Source organism: Bacillus sp. 196mf, assembly GCF_003217275.1.
In the GTDB taxonomy this organism is placed as follows: Bacteria; Bacillota; Bacilli; order Bacillales; family Bacillaceae_G; genus Bacillus_A; species Bacillus_A thuringiensis_S.
The window spans coordinates 14,445-34,743 of record NZ_QJTG01000013.1 but is presented as its reverse complement, the minus strand read 5'-3'; the positions used below and the strand labels follow the sequence as shown (position 1 = coordinate 34,743).

The following is a 20,299-nucleotide window of genomic DNA, read 5'->3' as shown; positions in this document are numbered from 1 at the left end:
ATTGTCAACGGAAATGAGAATTATTTTCAACCATATGTATTGACAATCAAAAGATAAAGGCTTAATATCATGCTTGCTATTGAAAAATATTCTCAACATGTAGGGGGTACATAATGAATTTCATGCGGAAAAAATCGTTTACAGTATTTGTATTTTTACTAGCATTTTCAATGCTTTTAAGTGCTTGTGGAAAATCAAATAACAAAGAAGAATCTACAAAAGAAGATAATAAAAAAGAAGTGGTTACTGTAGAACATGCAATGGGTAAAACAGAGGTTCCTGCTAATCCAAAACGTGTAGTTATCTTAACAAATGAAGGAACTGAAGCTTTACTTGAATTAGGTGTGAAACCAGTTGGTGCTGTAAAGTCTTGGACGGGTGACCCATGGTATCCACATATTAAGGATAAAATGAAAGATGTAAAAGTTGTTGGTGATGAAGGACAAGTTAACGTTGAAACAATTGCTTCTTTAAAACCAGACTTAATTATCGGTAACAAAATGCGTCACGAAAAAGTGTACGAACAACTAAAAGCAATTGCACCTACTGTGTTCTCAGAAACATTACGTGGGGAATGGAAAGATAACTTCAAATTTTATGCAAAAGCATTAAATAAAGAAAAAGAAGGTCAAAAAGTTGTAGCTGATTACGAATCACGTATGAAAGATTTAAAAGGCAAACTTGGCGATAAAGTAAATCAAGAAATCTCTATGGTTCGTTTCATGCCTGGTGATGTTCGTATTTATCATGGCGATACATTCTCTGGTGTTATTTTAAAAGAACTTGGATTTAAACGTCCTGGAGATCAAAATAAAGACGACTTTGCAGAGCGTAACGTATCTAAAGAACGTATTTCTGCAATGGATGGCGACGTATTATTCTACTTCACATTCGATAAAGGAAATGAGAAAAAAGGCTCTGAATTAGAAAAAGAATATATCAATGATCCGCTATTTAAAAATTTAAATGCAGTGAAAAATGGTAAAGCATACAAAGTTGATGACGTTATTTGGAATACAGCTGGTGGTGTAATGGCTGCTAACCTACTATTAGATGATATCGAAAAACGCTTTGTTAAATAATTTTATTCTAACCAGCTCTCTCTTTGATGGAGCTGGTTTTTTCATTTCACTGAAGTGTCACATTATTTCATTTTGTATTTTTATTCCCAATATGTTATATTATAAAAGTAAATAGAATATATTTTCTTTATATCAAAATAGATTTTTTAATCTAAATTTTCTGATTAATCACTATTTTATTTTCTTTTAGAATTCAATTATTACATTTGAAAACGCTTATCATCTCGTTTTCAGGGCAAAATACAGTAACGGTTGAAGAAAAATAGAACTTTTTTAGAAATTTTCTTTCTATTTCCATATAATTCTATTGACTTCTAAATATTTTGTAAATTAAAATGATTACATAAATATCCGTTATACAGGATTAGGGGGAAACAAAAATGGATGCAGCTTTAAAATTAGACAAAGCTGGAGAGCAACAATCACCAAAAAAACATCCACCAGGGTTGTATTTGTTGTTCTTAACAGAAATGTGGGAAAGATTTAGTTATTATGGAATGCGTGGCCTTTTAGTTCTTTATTTAACAACTGCTGCTGTTAGTGGTGGGTTAGGATTTGATAAGGCAGTCGCAGTGCAATTATATGGTACTTTTACAGCGGCAGTATATTTCATGCCAATTATAGGCGGATGGCTAACGGATCATTATATCACAAGACGTCATGCCATTACTCTCGGCGGAATTATTATGGCAATCGGCAACTTTGTACTATTCTCAATGAATACAAAAACAGGACTATTTCTAGGATTAATACTATTAGTTATTGGTAATGGGTTCTTCAAACCAAATATTTCTACACTGTTAGGTGAATTATATGGTGAAAATGATTCACGTCGTGACAGTGCATTTACTATCTTCTATATGGGTATTAACGTAGGTGCTTTCTTCGCTCCACTTATTTGTGGATTTTTAGCAGAAGATTTCTTTAAAACAAGCGTTGATGGCGTTATGGTTATGGGATATAAATACGGATTCTTAGCAGCTTGTATCGGTATGATTATTGGACAAATTGTTTTCAACTTATTAGCTCCTCGCTACCTTGGTACAGCAGGAACAACAATTGTTGGTAAAAAAACAAAAAATCAACCTGCAATCGAAAAGAAACCTTTAACAAAACAAGAAAAAAATCGCACTTGGGCAATTGTAATTTTAACTTGTTTCGTAGTATTCTTCTGGGCAGGCTTTGAACAAGCTGGTAGTTCTTTAACACTCTATACAGATAAATTTGTTGATCGTACAATTTTTGGATGGGAAGTTCCAACATCTTGGTTCCAATCCGTTAATCCAGCGTTCATCGTACTCCTTGCACCATTCGTATCTATGCTATGGTTAAAACTTTCTAAATCAAAGCGTGGCGATTTAAAAATACCAACAAAAATGGCATTTGGTATGATTTTACTAGGTATAGGTTACCTGGTTTTAACATTAGCGGTTCTAAAAACTGGAAGTAGTGAAGCTGATATAACTGTTAAAGCAAACTTATTATTCATCGTTATCACTTATATGTTCCATACAATTGGAGAACTATTCTTATCACCAATCGGTCTATCAATGGTAAGTGCAATTGCACCTGTTAAATTAGCATCATTACTAATGGGTGTATGGTTAGCTGGTTCAGGTATGGCTAACTGGTTAGCTGGTAAACTTGCTTCCTTTACACAATCATTAGGATACCTTGAAGTATTTGCAAGTATTGGTATTATCGTTATCGTCTTAGGACTTGTACTCCTTCTCTTCTCTAAAAAAGTTGCGAGTATGATGGAATAATACAAAAAAAGACGCTTCTAAAATTAGAAGCGTCTTTTTTATTATTTCTCCTCTAAAGCTGTCACGTCCACATGAACGCTCTCACCAGGATTAGATACATCATACACTTGAGCACTCCCCTTCTGCTCATCACAGCTCTCAATCCATACTGGTACGCCCTCATATGTAACGTCAATTCTACTTGAAGAAGATAAGATTTGTTTCACACGTTTCACATCCATACTAATATCCCTCCTTTTGCTTACTGCACTCCTTTCTATTTTTTCTTTTCCTTTTAGAATATATTCCGTAAAGCAGCATGTTGATTGATAGTCATTTCTTCCTCACATGCTAATATTTACTCTCTCGCTACCTTTCCGACAAATAAAAAAAGACGTATATTCTACACGTCTTTTTCCATAATATTCAAATTTTAAGAAAATAATGTTTTTACTACCGCACTTACTTTATCATTATGGATTTGGTAATACACTTCTAATCCTCGTCTTTCAAAGCGCACTACTTTATTTTGCTTTAACTTCGTTAAATGTTGTGAAACCGTTGATTGCGGAATTTCTAATACTTCCTGTAGTTGTGTTACATTACATGTTCCTCTTTGCATAAGTTCCATTACTAGACGTAGACGAAGTGGGTGAGCTAACGCTCTTAACATTTGTACATCTTCTTCTGAAATACGACATTCGAATTGATTTTGGCTCATAAAGTTCCCCTCATTTTCGTTTTTATTTGCGTTTTTATGTTCTTTTTATTTATTTATATATCTGTTCTTATATTTCCTGTTACGACATAACTTTATCAACCTATAAAGCCGAAAAATTTTTCCATTTTCATCAACAAAAATTCAGGAAAAAATCCTTGTTGATTTTGAATATTATACTATATGATATAACGAAAAAGCAAAATAATGGCCTACGAATACTTTGCTTGCAAACGTTGTTTTATCAGGCTTTTTGTTATATTTTCACCTCATTGAAATGCACAGTAACGGTATTGTAAAATACCGTCTATAATTGATAACCTATCGTAATGTAGCTGAACTATACTTAACCTCTTTGTTACGCTAAAAGGAATTTTCAGTAAAAAGAGATGATGTGGTATTAAAAAATTGTTTCTAATTTTTTATTCGTATTGCAAGCGGTTGGACTGTTGTGCAAAACTTCCTATTAAATCCACTCACCATTCCTCCCTCACTAGATCAAACAGGACAGATCAGTTCATATATCAAACTTTATACTCGATATAAAAGATGGCATCTAATATACGCCTATAAGGAACATGCCATCTGAATAAGCAAAATAATATGTAAATAACTTATACAGCACACTTAAATTCATTTGAGTGTGTTTTTTGTCTACTTTATGAACAAAGCTTTTCTTTTAACACTATTATGGAATAATTATACTTTTTTACGTTGACAATAGTGTTGAAGGAGAATATACTAAGCATGTAAGTTGATTGTGAATAGTTTCACAAATAATGTGAATTTCTTCACATATAATAGATAGGAGTTGTCATTATTATGAGTACTTGGACACAAATTTATGACCCATTAAACAATATTTGGCTATCTGCACTAATCGCAGCACTTCCAATCTTTTGTTTCATCATTTGTTTAATGGGATTCAAAATGAAAAGTTACATGGCTGGTCTTTATAGTGTGATTGTCGCTATTATCCTTGCAATATTTGTTTATAAAATGCCAGCAACAGTAGCTGTAGCATCTGCCGGATTCGGTGTTTTATCTGGATTTTATCCAATTTGTACTATCGTTATCGCCGCAATTTTCCTTTACAAATTAACTGTTAAAACAGAGCAATTCAATATTATTCGCGATAGTATTTCAAGCATTACAAATGATCAACGTTTACAAGTATTATTAATCGCTTATTCTTTCGGTGCTTTCTTAGAAGGCGCAGCTGGTCTAGGGGTTCCAGTTGCTATTACAGCTGCACTACTTGTAGGTATGGGATTTAACCCATTAAAAGCAGCAGGTATTTGTTTAGTAGCTAATATCGCTGGTGGTGCTATGGGTGCTATGGGTATTCCAGTTACAGTACCAGCACAATTAACTGAACTTGACGCATTAACTATCGGTCGTCAAACTGTTCTTATTTTACCTTTCATTAGTATCATCTTACCTTTCTTACTTGTTTCAATGGTCGATGGAATTAAAGGTATTAAAGAAACTTGGCAAGGTATTCTTGTAAGTGGTGTTTCTTTCGCAATTACTCAATTCGCTGTAACTTACTTCTTAGGTGCAGAACTTACTAATATTTTCGCAGCCGTTGTAAGTATGATTGCTCTTGCATTATTCTTACGTGTTTGGCAACCAAAATCTTCTACTAAAGAAGAAAAACAAGAAACTAAAGTATCACATACATTCAATCAAATTTTATATGCTTGGTCTCCATTCGTATTCTTAACTGCATTTGTAACAATCTTTAACTTAAAACCGATTAAAGCTTTATTTGCTCCAGATGGTGCGTTAGCAAACTTAGTATTTAACATTCAGTTCCCTGGTCTTCATAATGCTGTTATGAAAACTACACCAATTACAAAAGCTGATACACCTTTCGCAGCTGTTTTCAAATTCGATGTATTCTCTTCTACAACTACTGCGATTGTACTAGCAATTATCGTTTCACTTATCGTTTACCGCGTAAAAGGTAAAATGGTTAAAGAATTAATGATTGAAACAATGAAAGAATTAAAAGCTCCAGTATATACAATTTGTAGCGTTATCGCTTTAGCTTACGTAGAGAACTACTCTGGTATGTCATCTACACTTGGACTTGCATTCTCTTCTACTGGTAATGCATTCCCAGTTCTTTCTCCAATCTTAGGATGGATTGGCGTATTCATTACAGGTTCAGTAGTTTCAAGTGGTTCTTTATTCGCACCACTTCAAGCAGTAACAGCAGACCAGTTAAACATCGTTCCTTCTACACTCGTTGCCTTAAACGTAGTAGGTGGTACAATGGCAAAAATGGTTTCACCACAATCTGTAGCAGTTGCTTGTGCCGCAGTTGGACTAGTTGGGAAAGAATCTGCTCTATTTAAAACAGCAATGAAATACAGTTTAATCTTCTTAGCTGTTATTAGCTTACTTCAATTAAACGCTGTATTTAATATCTTTTAAAAATAAAACACCGATCCAAATGGATCGGTGTTTTTCACATTACATTTTTTTATTTTTTAATAAAGAAGCTCCAGCAATTTCAGGGTGAGTCATTTCGAATGGATCTAAAATAATATCCAATTCCTCTTCTGTCAGTACACCATGTTCTAAACATAACTCCCTAACAGATTTTCCTGTTTCAATTGCTTCACGTGCAATACGAGATGCTGCTTCATAACCAATATGAGGATTAACTGCTGTAATAATTCCAACACTTTTCTCAACATATTGCTTCAGCAATTCTTCATTTGCTGTAATTCCTTCAATACAATATTCACGGAATACACGGAATCCATTATTCATAATACTTATAGATTGAATTAAATTAAATACAAGCACAGGCTCCATTACGTTTAACTCTAATTGTCCTGCTTCTGATGCTAAGCAAATTGTATGATCGTTTCCGATTACTTGGAATGCGACTTGGTTAATCACTTCTGCCATAACTGGATTTACTTTACCTGGCATAATCGATGAACCCGGCTGACGTGCTGGCAATTGAATTTCAGCTAACCCAACACGTGGACCAGACGCCATAATACGAAGATCGTTTGCAATTTTAGACATGTTCATCATACATACTTTAAGTGCTGCAGATACTTCTGTGTATGCATCTGTATTTTGCGTTGCATCAACTAAATGCTCTGCACCAACAAGTGGGAATCCACTAAACGTTCTTAAATGTTTTACCACTTGTTCAATATACGTAGGATTTGCATTTAATCCTGTACCAACAGCTGTCGCCCCCATATTCACTTCATATAAATGTTGACGAGACTGTTTAATTCTTTTTATATCACGCGCAAGCACTCGGCTATACGCTTCAAATTCTTGTCCAAGGCGAATTGGAACTGCATCTTGTAAATGTGTGCGTCCCATTTTAATAACGTGATCAAACTCTTTTGCTTTTTTACGAAAAGCAGAATGAAGTGCTTCCATTGTAATAAGAAGCTCTTCTAACATCATAAGAGTTGCAATATGAATCCCTGTTGGAAACGCATCGTTCGTTGATTGGGCCATGTTCACATGAGTGTTTGGACTAATTTTTGCATACGCCCCTTTTTCATACCCCATACGTTCTAACGCTCTATTCGCAATTACTTCATTTGTATTCATATTAATAGAAGTTCCGGCTCCGCCTTGAATAGGATCCACGATAAATTGATCATGAAACTTTCCATCAACAATTTCTTGCGCTGCTTCTGCAATTTCATGTCCAATGTCTTTAGCTAAGTAACCAGTATCTATATTCGCAAGTGCCGCCGCTTTTTTCACAATTGCCATTGCTGTAATGAGTGATGGATGAATGCGATATCCTGTAATTGGGAAGTTTTCTACGGCACGTAATGTTTGTACACCATAATAAGCTGCACTTGGTACTTCTTTTTCACCTAAAAAATCTTTTTCTATACGTATATCCTTCGTTGCTATCATTTTTATCACCTATACTTTTTCATTCTAAATCCTTATCCAAAAAATCCGCCCTCTAAAAACACGAGTATCATTCAGAAGAATTTTTCAGTATCCACCTTCACTATATAGCACCTTTTTTGAAAGCGCAAACATTTATTTTTCTGTATATCCTTTTTATTAAAGTTTATAGAAAATCATTCTTCTACTTTCCTTATTTCCACTCGTTTAATTTGATGCATATCCTTTTCAAGGACTTTAAAATAAAAACCGTGTTTCTCAATAACATCTCCTTCAGCAACGATTTGTTTTTGTACCATAATCCAGCCACCAATTGTATCTACATCATCAGCAATTAAATGTATGCCAAGCAAATCATTTACTTCACTAATAAGCACTTTTCCCTCTACGATTTTATACCCTTCACTTACATGCTCTATAGGCGGATTCTCATCTTCATCGTATTCATCTCGAATTTCTCCAACAATTTCTTCTAAAATATCTTCTAGTGTAACAATCCCTGCTGTACCACCATATTCATCATACAATACAGCTAATGGAATGTGTTTTCTTTGCATTTGTAATAGCAAATCATGAATTGGAATATTTTCTAGCACTTCAATAACTGGCCTTGTATATGGCATAATCGAGCACTCCTCGTCCCGATTCCCATCCATATAACGAATAAATAAATCTTTTACATTAACCATCCCAATAATTTCATCTTTATCTTCACCAAATACAGGATATCTCGTGTACTTTTCTTGTGCGATTACTTTAATATGTGTTTCAAATGGTTCGTCCTCATATAAGCCTACAACTTCCGTACGAGGTACCATAATTTCTTTTGCTACTCTATTATCAAATTCAAAAATATTATTTACATATTTAAATTCCCTTTGGTTAATCTCTCCGCTCTCATAGCTCTCAGATAAGATTAACCTTAATTCTTCTTCTGAATGAGCTACTTCATGTTCAGAAGCTGGATGTAATCCGAATAAACCAGTAACAACCCTCGCTGAACCATTCAAAGCCCAAATAAACGGATACATAACTCGGTAAAAATAAATAAGTGGTTTCGATAACAATAAGCTAACTTGTTCTGCTTTTTGTATAGCAAATGTCTTTGGAGCAAGTTCCCCAATGACAACATGTAAAAATGTAATTACTGCAAAGGCAATAATAAATGAAACTGTACTGGAAATTGCAGGTGAGAATTGTAATTTTAAAAACAACGGCTCGAGTAAATGTTTAATAGTTGGTTCCCCTAACCACCCGAGCCCTAAAGCAGTAATTGTAATACCTAGCTGACAGGCCGATAAATATTCATCTAAATTTGAAGTTACCTTTTTAGCTGCCAGTGCACCTCGTCTTTTTTCGCTAACGAGTTGATCAATACGACTGCTACGTACCTTAATAATTGCAAACTCAACAGCCACAAAAAATGCTGTTAACCCAATAAGAATGACTACCATAAATAATTTTAAAATATCCACATATGTCCTTTAGCTTTCTTAGCTAAAGTTACACCTCCTTTTAAAAAGAAGTTTCACTTTAGTTTCTTCAATTATTGGAAAGCAACTCTGTATAAAATCCACCAATTTTCAAACCTCATACAATTCTAAAGGTAAACCATCGGGATCTTGGAAAAAGACGAATTTCTTCTCCGTTATTTCATCGATACGGATCGATTCTGTCTCAACACCACATTGATTTAAATGCTTCGCAGCTTCTTCTATATTTGTAACAGCAAATGCTAAATGTCTAAGACCTGCTGCTTCTGGAAAACTTTTGCGCTCAGGTGGATTTGGAAATGAAAATAATTCGATTTGATACTCTTCTCCTACACATAAATCTAATTTATAAGAATCTCGTTCCTTTCTATATACTTCATTAAGTTCTTTAAATCCTAATATTCTAGTATAAAAATACTTTGACGTCTCATAATTCGAACAAATAATTGCAACGTGATGCACTCTACATATATTCATACTCTCTCTATTCCTTTCTTTACCAAAGATGCATATTCTCTCTTGAAATGAAAAACATATATAGCAGAATATCTCTTTTAGGGGGCTTATCATGAAATTCATTACTTTTTTCGTCGGACTAATTGTTGTTTTCTTGCTCGCTTATATTGCTAGCAATAATAAGAAGCATATTAAATTTAAACCAATTTTTATCATGCTTATTATACAGTTAATTTTAACCTATTTACTACTAAATACAGAAGTCGGCCTCATACTAATTAGAATCATTTCCAGTTTGTTTACCAAGCTACTCGAGTATGCTGCTGATGGAATAAATTTCGTATTTGGTGGTCTTGCAAATAAAGGTGAAATGCCATTTTTCCTTAATGTATTATTACCAATCGTCTTTATTTCTGTTTTAATTGGCATATTACAACATTTCAAAATACTACCATTTTTTATTCATTGGATCGGGTACTTTCTTAGTAAAATAAATGGTCTTGGGAAATTAGAATCTTACAACGCTATTGCCTCTGCCATTGTCGGCCAATCAGAAGTTTTTATTACAGTGAAAAAGCAATTAGCTCAAATTCCAAAACACCGTCTTTATACACTTTGTGCCTCTGCTATGTCAACCGTATCTATGTCTATCGTAGGTGCCTATATGACAATGATTGAACCTAAATATGTAGTAACTGCACTCGTTCTCAATTTATTTAGCGGTTTTATTATCGTACTCATCATTAACCCTTACGACGTTAAAGATGACGAAGATATTTTAGAAATCAAAGGTGAAAAACAGAGCTTTTTTGAAATGCTTGGAGAATACATTCTTGATGGTTTTCGTGTAGCCATTGTTGTCGGCGCTATGCTCATCGGATTCGTCGCATTAATTAGTTGTATTAATGACCTGTTCCTCATTATATTCGGTATTACGTTCCAACAATTAATCGGCTATATATTTGCACCTATCGCATTCCTTATCGGTGTACCAAGTTCTGAAATTGTCGCAGCTGGCAGCATTATGGCAACGAAGCTTGTAACGAATGAATTTGTTGCAATGATGGACCTCAGTAAAATTTCTAATAGCCTTTCTCCCCGTACAGTTGGTATTATTTCTGTTTTCCTTGTGTCTTTTGCCAATTTCTCTTCCATTGGTATTATTTCAGGTGCGGTAAAAGGACTAAACGAGGAACAAGGAAACGTTGTTGCAAGGTTTGGCCTTAAATTACTATATGGAGCTACTCTCGTTAGTATTTTATCTGCAATTATCGTAAGCATTATGTTGTAATTAGGTAAAATTTTATCATTTTCTTATCCCTATCTTTTGTATACAATAACGAATAGGTGTCTTATAAATAATCAAGACATCTATTTTTTATACATGTACAATCGCTTTTATTTAGCGTAAAATATTTTTTATGTGTTTGAATACACTTCTAAATGTATACACTTTGATAGTTTTAAAGGAGAAAAAATGATGAAATCCGACACGAACAACAATACGCGAGCCAAAAAAGGACGCTCAAAGAAAAAACGCCTACTTTGGTTCCTTCTTATTCCATTACTAATTGTAGCACTTGGAGCAGGAGGCTACTCCTTCCATATATACAGTAAAGCAAAGTCCGTCTTAAATAATGCTTATGCTGAACTAGGTCGAGGAGATAAGTCCAGCAAACGTGAAAAAGCTGTTAAACCTATGACCGACAACATTTCCGTACTTATTATGGGTGTTGATGAAAGTGAAATTAGGGAAAAAGGTTATGGAAAAGCGACTCGAACAGATGCGTTATTACTTGCAACAATTAATAAAAACGATAAATCCGTTAAACTTGTAAGCATTCCACGTGACTCACGCGTCTACATTAAATCACGTGATAAATACGATAAAATTACACATGCGCACGTATTCGGTGGTGTAGACAGCACAATTGATACGGTAGAGAACTTTTTAGATGTTCCAGTTGATTACTATGTAAAATTCAACTTTAAATCCTTTATTAAAATTGTTGATTCTCTTGGTGGTATTACTGTAGACGTTCCAGTTGAGTTCACAGAGCAAAATAGTAAAGATGAAGCAGATGCAATTCATCTTAAAAAAGGACGTCAACATTTAAATGGAGAAGAAGCATTGGCGCTAGCTAGAACTCGTCATATCGATAGTGATTATATGCGTGGCCAACGACAACAGCTTGTATTAGAGGCCATTGCTGAAAAGGCACTATCTCTTAATTCCATTAATAAAATCGGTGGCCTACTAGACGCTGTCGATAAGGATTTAAAAACCAATTTAACGTTTGATGATATGATGACAATTACAAAAAATTCAATGGATTCAAATTTAAAGATGGAAAAAATGCAAGTAGAAGGTACAGATAAATATATAGGTGGTATTTATTATTACGTTCCAAATGAAAAAAGCGTCGACACTATTTCAACTACCCTTCAAAAACATCTCGGTGTTACGAATAAAAATGAACATAAAAAATTATAATAAAAAGGCTGCTAGATCTTTCTAGACAGCCTTTTTATTATATTTTTCAACATATTTTTCATACACATTGTGACAAGAAGTGACAATTATTACAACGATGTAACATTTTTTATGAAAACATTACACACACAGTGAAAATAATAGTATACTAGTACGTACATAATGTTATTTTCATCATTTTTATACAAAAAATGTAATACATATATTTATACATAAATTTCTGGGGGGAAATAAATGAAGCTAAGTAAAATACTGATTGGTTCTGCAATTGCTGGGGGCATATTACTTTGTGTAGGCGGTGTTGGGGGATATCAATATGTATCCAAATTAAATAATCAATTAAATACTACTGCATTACCAAATACTACATTTGAAGGTATTTCTCTCGAAGGAAAAAATAGGAAAGATATTCAAGCAATTATTAATCAAAAGGTAACTGAGTTAGATCAAAAATCCCTTACCTACATATTCCAAAACGATAAACAAACTTACACATGGAAAGATTTAGGGATAAATTATAAAGAGAAAGATATTATTGACAAAATCTTCAAAGAACAAGAAGGAAACGTAATGAATCGTTACAAAATGCGTAAGCAAGCTGAAAACGGTGAATTAAAACGTGACTATAAATTAACACCACAATTAAATGCAACAGCTTATGAAACCTTTATAAAAGATAAATATAATGAAACATTAAAAAATCCTGTTAATGCAGAATTGAGTATTGAAGGCTCAACAGTAAATGTTAGTCAAAGCCAAAACGGAGAAAAAATTGATAAAGGGAAACTAAACGATTTAACAAACGAAGCTATTACTACTGGTAAATCAGATGTTACATTGCCAGTTACATTTATAAAACCAGAACGTTCTACAGAAGACATACAGAAAATGGGTATTAAAGAAGTCATCGCTGAATATTCTACTCCAATGGCCGGCCGTAACGGAAATCAATCATTTAACGTAAATAAGTCAGCCAATACTTTAAGTGGGGTTATTGTCGCACCTGATGAAACATTTAGTTTTAATGGCCGCGTTGGCGTAACTGATGCTGCACATGGTTATAAATCTGCAGCAGTATATTCACAAGGTAAAGTAATACAAAGTGCAGGCGGAGGAGTTTGCCAAGTCAGTAGTACTTTATACAGCGCAGCTTTAAGGGCAGATTTAGGCATTGTTTCTCGAAGCAATCATTCTATGCCGGTAAATTATTTACCACTTGGGCAAGATGCAGCAGTAGCAGATTATGGTCCAGATTTAAAATTTAAAAATAATACGGGCAATCATATTTATATTCAAGCATTTTCAAATGGAGGTAGTATTACTACACGCATTTTCGGTACAAATACTGGTAAAAATGTTGAAGTTTCTTCTCAAGTAATTAGTAGGACTAGTGATAAAATCACAGCGGTTACGTATAAAAAAGTAACACAAAACGGGGCAGTAATATCAAATGGACAAATTTCAAAAAGCGTATATAAAAGCGCTCCAAAAGAATAGATAATATCAACCGAATAGCATAAAGAAAAAGGCGTGATTTAATCACGCCTTTTTCTTTTGCAGTAATAGTAAAAAAGTTTCAAGATGGTCTTTCGTTTCTTCTAAAGACCACATACGATTCCCTTCCTTCGCAGCTAATACACACGCCTCTTCCCACACGTTCTTTTTCTTCATATTTATTAATTCATCACGTAATTTCAAAACGATTTCTTCGTCTTCTTGTTCAATAAACTCTTCCATCACGCTTACTATTTCATCCTCATGAATACTTAACGTACAGTACGATTTAAGAAAGTATTGTAATGTCGTATACATAATGTACTCCCCCTTCTTATTTATCAGATGGATAAGAAGTAATAATCTTAAACCCTAATTCTCCTGACTTATCTCTTGCTAAAACAGTAACAGTTTTTACCAACTTGTCTTTTACACTCATATTTTTCTTTATTACCGTTTTTCCAACCGGGAATGAATGTGTTGTATTTAATACGAGACGAGCCTCTTTAGAATTTTTTAACCAGTCTTGAATTTCCTTATCATGCTGCTTCAAACTATCTTTTACAGCTTTCGTTGCTGTTTCCTTGTCATAGTATGTACTTGCTGCTGATACTTTATCTGTCTTCAAGCGATTCTTCAAATCTTCTTCTGATTTGCCTACATGTCTTTCAATCGTATGACCATTTTTAGGTGGCCCTTCCATTTCATCTAAAATATTATCACTAATTTTTTCTACTGATGTCGATTGATTCCCTGTTTGTTTCTCTGTTTTTTGTTCTTTTCCTGCACATCCACTTAAGATCAGCATTAGTGCCAATAAACCACTCAAGAAAAGACTACTTATTCGTTTCATCATATCACCTCTTTCATGATTATTATCGCAACTTCACTAAAAGTCAATTTCACAACGAAAAAATCTATCAGTTTTCATTTTTTTCATCTATTTTTCCATATTTACCCGCGCAATTTCATCAATCCTCTATTTTTCGACTTTTATAATATATACCCCCTATATTTTATGATTATTTCCCATATAAAAACAATGATAACATAACTATAAAACTCTTTCATACAAAGGTTTTTATAGTGTTTTTCAAAATATTTTAAAATACCCCTATTTTCATATACCCAATACCCATATAAGGTATAAAGCCCCCTTCTTATCAACGTTTTTCTACATTATGTAAATTTACCCTTGCCTATACAAACGAAATATGGTGTAATGCAAAAAAAGATAAAGGATTTTAAACAATGGCTGAAACGATTCAAAATTTCTTAACAGAATACTATTCAATCGCAATTCCACTTAGTATCTTAATTAACATCATCATTAGTCTTTTAGGCGTTATTCCTAGCATCTTTTTAACCGCCATTAATATACAGCTCTTCGGTGTAACAAATGGCACAATCATTTCGATCGTAGGTGAGGCCTTAGGGGCTATTATCTCGTTTTATATTTACCGCATAGGCCTTCAAAAGTTCACTCACGATAAAGTAAATAAGCACCCAAAGGTAGAGCGTCTTCTTTATGTACAAGGTAGAGAGGCCTTTCTACTCGTTCTATCGTTTCGATTGATACCTTTCATCCCATCAAGTATCGTGACTTTATTTGCAGCTCTAGGGAAAATGTCATTACTCTCCTTCAGTATTGCCAGTACAATAGGTAAAATACCGGCATTATTGATTGAAGTATATTCGGCATACCAAGTCATGAACGGAACAAATGAAGCGAAGTGGATTGTGACAATCGCAGGTTGTATCGGATTATATTATTTGTGGAAAAAATGGAGAAAAAAATAAAGAAGGAGCCTATGCTCCTTCTTTATTTTTGAGGTATTTTATTAATAGCTATCCTTTAAATCCTTAGTTAATACCAACAGCACTAAACGATTGCTTAACTGCCGCTACTTCCGCAGAAGTCGCACCATATAAATCAGCTGCAGCTTGTACTGCACCAGCACGAGCTTGGCTAAATGTAGTAGATTGCGTGAAATATTGTGTATTTGCACGGTAGTAAATCGCACCTAACTTATCTTTACCAATGCCCGTTACAGTTACACCCGAATGCGTACCACCATTTGCTAATAAATAAGCTTGTTTGTTAATGATACCACTGTTTGTATGAACCCCACCGTTATCACTAGTACCAGTGTAACGCTTAGAATAATGGTCTGGGTCACCATATTTCGCTGGATCACTCATAGAGCGAAGCGCATCTCCCGCTTTACCAGGCGTGTAAATATCTTCACCAATCTCCCAATCTGGGTTACGGTTATCATAGAATTCTACTAAAGTACCAAAGATATCAGAAATCGCTTCATTTAACGCTCCTGATTCATTTTGATAAATTAAGTCCGAGCTATTTTCCGTAACAGCATGCGTTAATTCGTGACCAATTACGTCAATTCCACCAGATAATGAAGTGAATGTTACACCATCTCCATCTCCGTATACCATTTGTGAGCCGTTCCAGAATGCATTATTATACTTACTTCCGTAATGAACTGTTGATTTTAAAGGTGCCCCTGCATCATTAATAGAGTTTCTATTAAATGTAGCTTTATAATAATCATATGTTTTACCTGCATAGTAATGAGCATCTACTGCCGCTGCATCATACGCTGCATTGAAAACATTATCTGCATCTACCCATAAAGTTCCTGGCAATGTAGTACGATTTTTCGCATCATATGTGAAAATCGTTGCTCCGCGCGTATTATCTTGTAAGTAGTAAGATGAGCCAGATAATGTTGTATTGAGTGATTTCGTATCTCCTAATACACCTTTACCAGTTCCTACTTTATTTGTTCCTGTTACAGGTTTTACTACTGCTTTCGCATCCTGTTTAGGAGCCTCTTGCTTAATTGGTGATTTATCTTCATTTGCTACATGATCCAATTTATTATATTTATTTAATACTTTACCGCTGTCTGCTTCAATGAAATAGTAGTAGTTTCCTGGACTTGGATCTAAGAAATTTAGATTTACAACATATGCATATGTTGTTTCTTCACCATTTTGATATACATATAAGTCCGCTTTTGGTTCTACCTCATATTTCGGTGTTACCCCTAAATCTTGCTGCGCGATTTCAATTGCTTTTGCGCCTTCAATCTTATTTTTATTTTTTAACTTTTCCTTTTTGTCTAAATCAGGTGCAACTGTTCCAGACAATACTTTTAAAGAACCGTCTTTACTTACGTGAGCTACTTGAGTAGAACCCCATACAGGTACTCCTTCGTAAACTTGTTGCATACGTACTACTGTTGAATCAGTTACAGCATCTTTCTTCACTTGTTTCACTTTGAAAGAATCTTGCGCACTCTTTTCCCCTAGCTTGTAATCACCTTTTGCTGCGTTTAAGTAATCAAACACAACAGATTCTGCTTTCTTACCAGTCGCTCCAGTTAGATCACCAGAAATAAACTCAGGTGACTGTACTGTCTCATTGTACTTCTTCGTAGAGAGTACATTTTTAGAATCCGCAAATGCAGAGCCTGTCCCTCCAAACGTTGTAACTGCCATTCCTGTCGCTAACACTAACGCTAAACTTTTCTTTTTCATGAACCTTCCCCCTAATAAAAAATTTTTTTGAAAAAGAGTAGTTTCATATTAGCATTATGTTTCCACTATTAATATACTAAAAATTCAAATAATTATTTTCTCAAGTTTTGTAGAATTTTGAGGAACAAATATTGAAAAACCCCTTTCCGATTGGAAAGGGGTTTCTGTTAAGAATTTATTAATTCTACTACTTTTTCTCCTTGACCATAAATATCCGATGTCCAAGCATATTGCGGTTCCAATACCACTAATACAGCTACCAAAGCCAAAGCACCAATAATTATTTTTTTCATATTATTTTCCTCCCTTTTCTTCTAATAAATTAATTGCTAATTTATAGTAGTTATTACTTTCCTTAAATTCTAGTAATTCCTCGTGATATCCTGCTAGTTCTAAATACACCATTTTTAATTCCTTTTTATTTTCTTCGCCTCTAAAAAATGGGATTGCCTCAACTTCTAAAAATCTTTTATAAACATCTTTCGTTTCAAAGTATTTATTCTTAAGCATTGAAAGTATATATAGCATACTTTTATACTTTTCATCCCTCTTGGCAACATCTATTCCTTTATTAATCCAATCTTTCGCTTCTTCAAATTCTTTTAATTCAATACACTGCAAAGCGATCTCATACACTGCATCAATATAATTTAAATCCTCTTCCTTTTTGTACTTTAGGCATTGTAAATAATAATCTTTTGCTTTTGAATAATCTTTTAAGTTATAGTACAAGAAGCCTAAATTATTTAAAGCAATAGCTGTTATACTTTCTTTATCAGCAAAAGAATTTGCTTCCCTCAAAATATTATTATAAATAGATAGTGCTTCATTATATTGTTTTTTTTGTATATAACTCAACGCAATAAGTAACTGGCAATTTATCACATAACGGAATTTATATTCATTCTTAAATCCTTCCATTGCTACATTAGCAAAATGTAAAGTCATATGTTCAACTTCTAATTCATTATAAACAAGAGCCAAATTGAAATATATTCCATTCTCATGATAACCTTGTTCCTTTGCCATTACTTCTGTTCGAGTCAAATACTCCAATGCCTTCTTATATCTATGTTGTAAAAAATAATATAACCCTTTGCTATACGTATATAATAATTTTTGGAATGGTGAATACTTTTTGTACATCTTCTTTAAGCTCTCTAACTCTTTTTCGACAGCAGGAAAATCCCTTTTCATAATTAAATAACGTGTATACAGCAGTTTATAATAATTTATAATTTCAAAATCCAACACATGCTTCATTTCACCTTGCAACTCTTCATATATACGTTCTACTTGTTGCTTGTCTAAATGAACTAGTGCATTTAACCATTCATCCAGCTTCCCCTTCACATCTTCTTCTACATCTCTCAAATCCGTCACGGCAATTTCTAGTCTTGTGCAGAGCAATTGTAGAATTTCTTCTGATGCTTCGATCTTTCCATTTTCAATCTTACTTAAGTATGAGACAGAACAAATGCCCTGACATAATTCTTCTTGTGTCATTTTTTGCTGAAGCCGTTTGTAAAAGACTTGTTTGCCTATTTTTTCTAATGTTTGTTGCATTGTCCTCCTCCATTCTCATTACCCCATTACTCTAATAATACATAAAATCTGGAGAAATATAAATTGAGAAATATAAATTTTCTAAAAAATATGCATAATTTCATTTTTTTCTCTCTTGACTTCACTTCAATATCTCTTCTTTGCTACGAATGGTGAAAAATTGGTATACTATAACCAAATTATGGAGGTGTTCTCGCGATGACTCATTATAAAGACGATAGTTATGCCTTACATACAGACCTATATCAAATCAACATGGCTTATACATATTGGAAAGATGGTATTCATAATCGCCGTTCTGTTTTTGATTTATATTTTCGAAAGCTTCCATTTGAGAACGGCTACGCTGTTTTTGCTGGCCTTGAGAAAATTGTAGAGTACATAGAAAATTTCAGTTTTACTGAAAGCGATATCGCTTATTTAGCAGAATTAAAATTTGAAGAAGAATTCCTTCATTATTTACAAAATATGAAATTCACTGGGACGATTCGCAGTATGCAAGAAGGTGAAGTTGTATTTAATAACGAGCCTTTATTACGTGTTGATGCACCACTGGGTGAAGCACAAATTATTGAAACCGCCCTCTTAAATATTGTGAATTACCAAACATTAATTGCAACAAAAGCTGCTCGTATGAAACATGCTGCAAGTAATGATGAGCTTTTAGAGTTCGGCACAAGACGTGCCCATGAGTTCGATGCCGCCCTTTGGGGGACACGCGCTGCCTTTATTGGTGGTTTCTCCTCTACAAGCAACGTTCGTGCTGGGAAACGCTTCGGGATCCCTGTAGCTGGCACACACGCTCACTCTTTCGTTCAAGCATATCGCGATGAATACGTTGCGTTTAAGAAATACGCTGAAACTCATAAGAAGTGCGTCTTTCTCGTTGATACATATGACACATTGAAATCTGGTGTTCCAAATGCAATTCGTGTTGCAAAAGAATTTGGGGATCGTATTGATTTCTATGGTATACGTCTTGATAGTGGTGATATGGCTTATTTATCGAAAAAGGCACGAAAACTACTAGATGAATCAGGGTTTACAAATACAAAAATTATCGCTTCTAGCGATTTAGATGAATACACAATTATGCACCTTAAATCTCAAGGGGCAAAAATTGACGTATGGGGTGTTGGGACAAAATTAATTACGTCCTTTGAGCAACCTGCATTAGGGGCTGTTTACAAACTAGTTGCAATTGAAGATACTGACGGAAAATTAAATGATACGATTAAAATTTCATCTAATCCTGAAAAAATTACCACTCCAGGACTGAAACGAATTTATCGTATTATCAATCGGATTAACGATCATGCAGAAGGCGATTATATTGCGTTAGATTCTGAAGAACCTGGAAAAGAAGAGCGCTTAAAAATGTTCCATCCAGTTCACACATATATAAGTAAATTCGTAACAAACTTTGAAGCCCGTGAACTCCATAAAGACATTTTCGTTAACGGTGAAAGAACATATGAACTACCAAGTATATTAGATATTCAACAATATAATGAACAGAGTCTCGCTCTATTTTGGGAAGAATACATGCGAACTTTAAATCCCGAAGAGTATCCTGTCGATTTAAGCCAAGAATGTTGGGATCATAAAATGAATTACATTCAAACTGTTCGAGAACAAGTTGAAAAAAACATACAAAAGTAAACAGAGAAGTTTCTCCTTCTCTGTTTTTTTCAATACTATATGGATATTTGTAAAAAATATATTAAAATAATACGACGAATGTTTTTTATTTGTAAATTTTAATATTATATTAT

The 20,299-nt window shown here is 33.9% G+C and carries 18 protein-coding genes; 8 read left to right on the top strand and 10 right to left on the bottom strand.

Going from position 1 to position 20,299, the window contains the following annotated elements:
• Positions 1–113: 113 nt before the first annotated feature.
• Together ATL10_RS18160 and ATL10_RS18155 are read left to right on the top strand one after the other, a co-directional pair.
• A complete protein-coding gene (locus tag ATL10_RS18160) occupies positions 114–1,082 on the top strand; it encodes an ABC transporter substrate-binding protein (protein ID WP_001010277.1) in 969 nt (322 codons plus the stop codon).
• Positions 1,083–1,462: 380 nt separating this feature from the next.
• A complete protein-coding gene (locus tag ATL10_RS18155; protein WP_069354950.1) occupies positions 1,463–2,848 on the top strand; it encodes a peptide MFS transporter in 1,386 nt (461 codons plus the stop codon).
• A 41-nt stretch (positions 2,849–2,889) separates the two neighbouring features.
• Here the strand turns inward: ATL10_RS18155 and ATL10_RS18150 are convergent, their stop codons facing one another.
• Positions 2,890–3,069, bottom strand: coding sequence for an acid-soluble spore protein H (locus tag ATL10_RS18150; RefSeq protein ID WP_000382679.1), 180 nt, complete (start codon positions 3,067–3,069; stop codon positions 2,890–2,892).
• 191 nt (positions 3,070–3,260) lie between these two features.
• A complete protein-coding gene (locus ATL10_RS18145; protein WP_000081428.1) occupies positions 3,261–3,548 on the bottom strand; it encodes an ArsR/SmtB family transcription factor in 288 nt (95 codons plus the stop codon).
• A gap of 819 nt (positions 3,549–4,367) precedes the next feature.
• On the opposite strand from ATL10_RS18145, the gene ATL10_RS18140 reads away from it, so the two are divergent.
• Positions 4,368–5,987, top strand: coding sequence for an L-lactate permease (locus tag ATL10_RS18140; RefSeq protein WP_000109093.1), 1,620 nt, complete (start codon positions 4,368–4,370; stop codon positions 5,985–5,987).
• A gap of 39 nt (positions 5,988–6,026) precedes the next feature.
• Here the strand turns inward: ATL10_RS18140 and aspA are convergent, their stop codons facing one another.
• From aspA to gloA2, 3 genes are all read right to left on the bottom strand, one after another.
• Positions 6,027–7,460: an aspartate ammonia-lyase gene (gene aspA / locus ATL10_RS18135; protein WP_110497291.1), complete on the bottom strand. Its 1,434-nt coding sequence runs from the start codon at positions 7,458–7,460 to the stop codon at positions 6,027–6,029.
• A 173-nt stretch (positions 7,461–7,633) separates the two neighbouring features.
• The gene (locus ATL10_RS18130) at positions 7,634–8,932 is read right to left on the bottom strand and encodes a hemolysin family protein (protein ID WP_098235151.1); all 1,299 of its coding nucleotides are present in this window, start codon (positions 8,930–8,932) and stop codon (positions 7,634–7,636) included.
• Between the two features lie 108 nt (positions 8,933–9,040).
• Positions 9,041–9,427 (bottom strand): SMU1112c/YaeR family gloxylase I-like metalloprotein, encoded by a 387-nt coding sequence (gloA2, locus tag ATL10_RS18125; protein WP_098235152.1) that lies wholly within the window; start codon positions 9,425–9,427, stop codon positions 9,041–9,043.
• 91 nt (positions 9,428–9,518) lie between these two features.
• On the opposite strand from gloA2, the gene ATL10_RS18120 reads away from it, so the two are divergent.
• From ATL10_RS18120 to ATL10_RS18110, 3 genes are all read left to right on the top strand, one after another.
• The gene (locus ATL10_RS18120) at positions 9,519–10,697 is read left to right on the top strand and encodes a NupC/NupG family nucleoside CNT transporter (RefSeq protein ID WP_090978378.1); all 1,179 of its coding nucleotides are present in this window, start codon (positions 9,519–9,521) and stop codon (positions 10,695–10,697) included.
• A gap of 186 nt (positions 10,698–10,883) precedes the next feature.
• Positions 10,884–11,900 (top strand): LCP family protein, encoded by a 1,017-nt coding sequence (locus ATL10_RS18115; protein ID WP_002153524.1) that lies wholly within the window; start codon positions 10,884–10,886, stop codon positions 11,898–11,900.
• Positions 11,901–12,134: 234 nt separating this feature from the next.
• A complete protein-coding gene (locus ATL10_RS18110; RefSeq protein WP_000777371.1) occupies positions 12,135–13,397 on the top strand; it encodes a VanW family protein in 1,263 nt (420 codons plus the stop codon).
• 42 nt (positions 13,398–13,439) lie between these two features.
• Here the strand turns inward: ATL10_RS18110 and ATL10_RS18105 are convergent, their stop codons facing one another.
• Together ATL10_RS18105 and ATL10_RS18100 are read right to left on the bottom strand one after the other, a co-directional pair.
• A complete protein-coding gene (locus ATL10_RS18105; protein ID WP_000288806.1) occupies positions 13,440–13,712 on the bottom strand; it encodes a hypothetical protein in 273 nt (90 codons plus the stop codon).
• 16 nt (positions 13,713–13,728) lie between these two features.
• A complete protein-coding gene (locus ATL10_RS18100; RefSeq protein WP_000822706.1) occupies positions 13,729–14,247 on the bottom strand; it encodes an RNase A-like domain-containing lipoprotein in 519 nt (172 codons plus the stop codon).
• Between the two features lie 398 nt (positions 14,248–14,645).
• Between ATL10_RS18100 and ATL10_RS18095 the strand changes: the two genes are divergently transcribed.
• The gene (locus ATL10_RS18095) at positions 14,646–15,194 is read left to right on the top strand and encodes a TVP38/TMEM64 family protein (protein ID WP_061661012.1); all 549 of its coding nucleotides are present in this window, start codon (positions 14,646–14,648) and stop codon (positions 15,192–15,194) included.
• A gap of 63 nt (positions 15,195–15,257) precedes the next feature.
• Here ATL10_RS18095 and ATL10_RS18090 read toward each other — a convergent pair whose 3' ends face one another.
• The 3 genes from ATL10_RS18090 to ATL10_RS18085 all read right to left on the bottom strand — a co-directional run bounded on the left by ATL10_RS18090 (position 15,258) and on the right by ATL10_RS18085 (position 18,524).
• The gene (locus ATL10_RS18090) at positions 15,258–16,958 is read right to left on the bottom strand and encodes a M4 family metallopeptidase (RefSeq protein WP_000730376.1); all 1,701 of its coding nucleotides are present in this window, start codon (positions 16,956–16,958) and stop codon (positions 15,258–15,260) included.
• Positions 16,959–17,125: 167 nt separating this feature from the next.
• The gene (locus ATL10_RS30970) at positions 17,126–17,251 is read right to left on the bottom strand and encodes an NprX family peptide pheromone (RefSeq protein WP_000720172.1); all 126 of its coding nucleotides are present in this window, start codon (positions 17,249–17,251) and stop codon (positions 17,126–17,128) included.
• Position 17,252: 1 nt separating this feature from the next.
• Positions 17,253–18,524, bottom strand: coding sequence for a helix-turn-helix domain-containing protein (locus ATL10_RS18085; RefSeq protein WP_053565271.1), 1,272 nt, complete (start codon positions 18,522–18,524; stop codon positions 17,253–17,255).
• A 198-nt stretch (positions 18,525–18,722) separates the two neighbouring features.
• Between ATL10_RS18085 and ATL10_RS18080 the strand changes: the two genes are divergently transcribed.
• Complete coding sequence (locus tag ATL10_RS18080) at positions 18,723–20,186, top strand: nicotinate phosphoribosyltransferase (RefSeq protein ID WP_110497289.1); 1,464 nt, start codon at positions 18,723–18,725, stop codon at positions 20,184–20,186.
• Positions 20,187–20,299 lie beyond the last annotated feature (113 nt).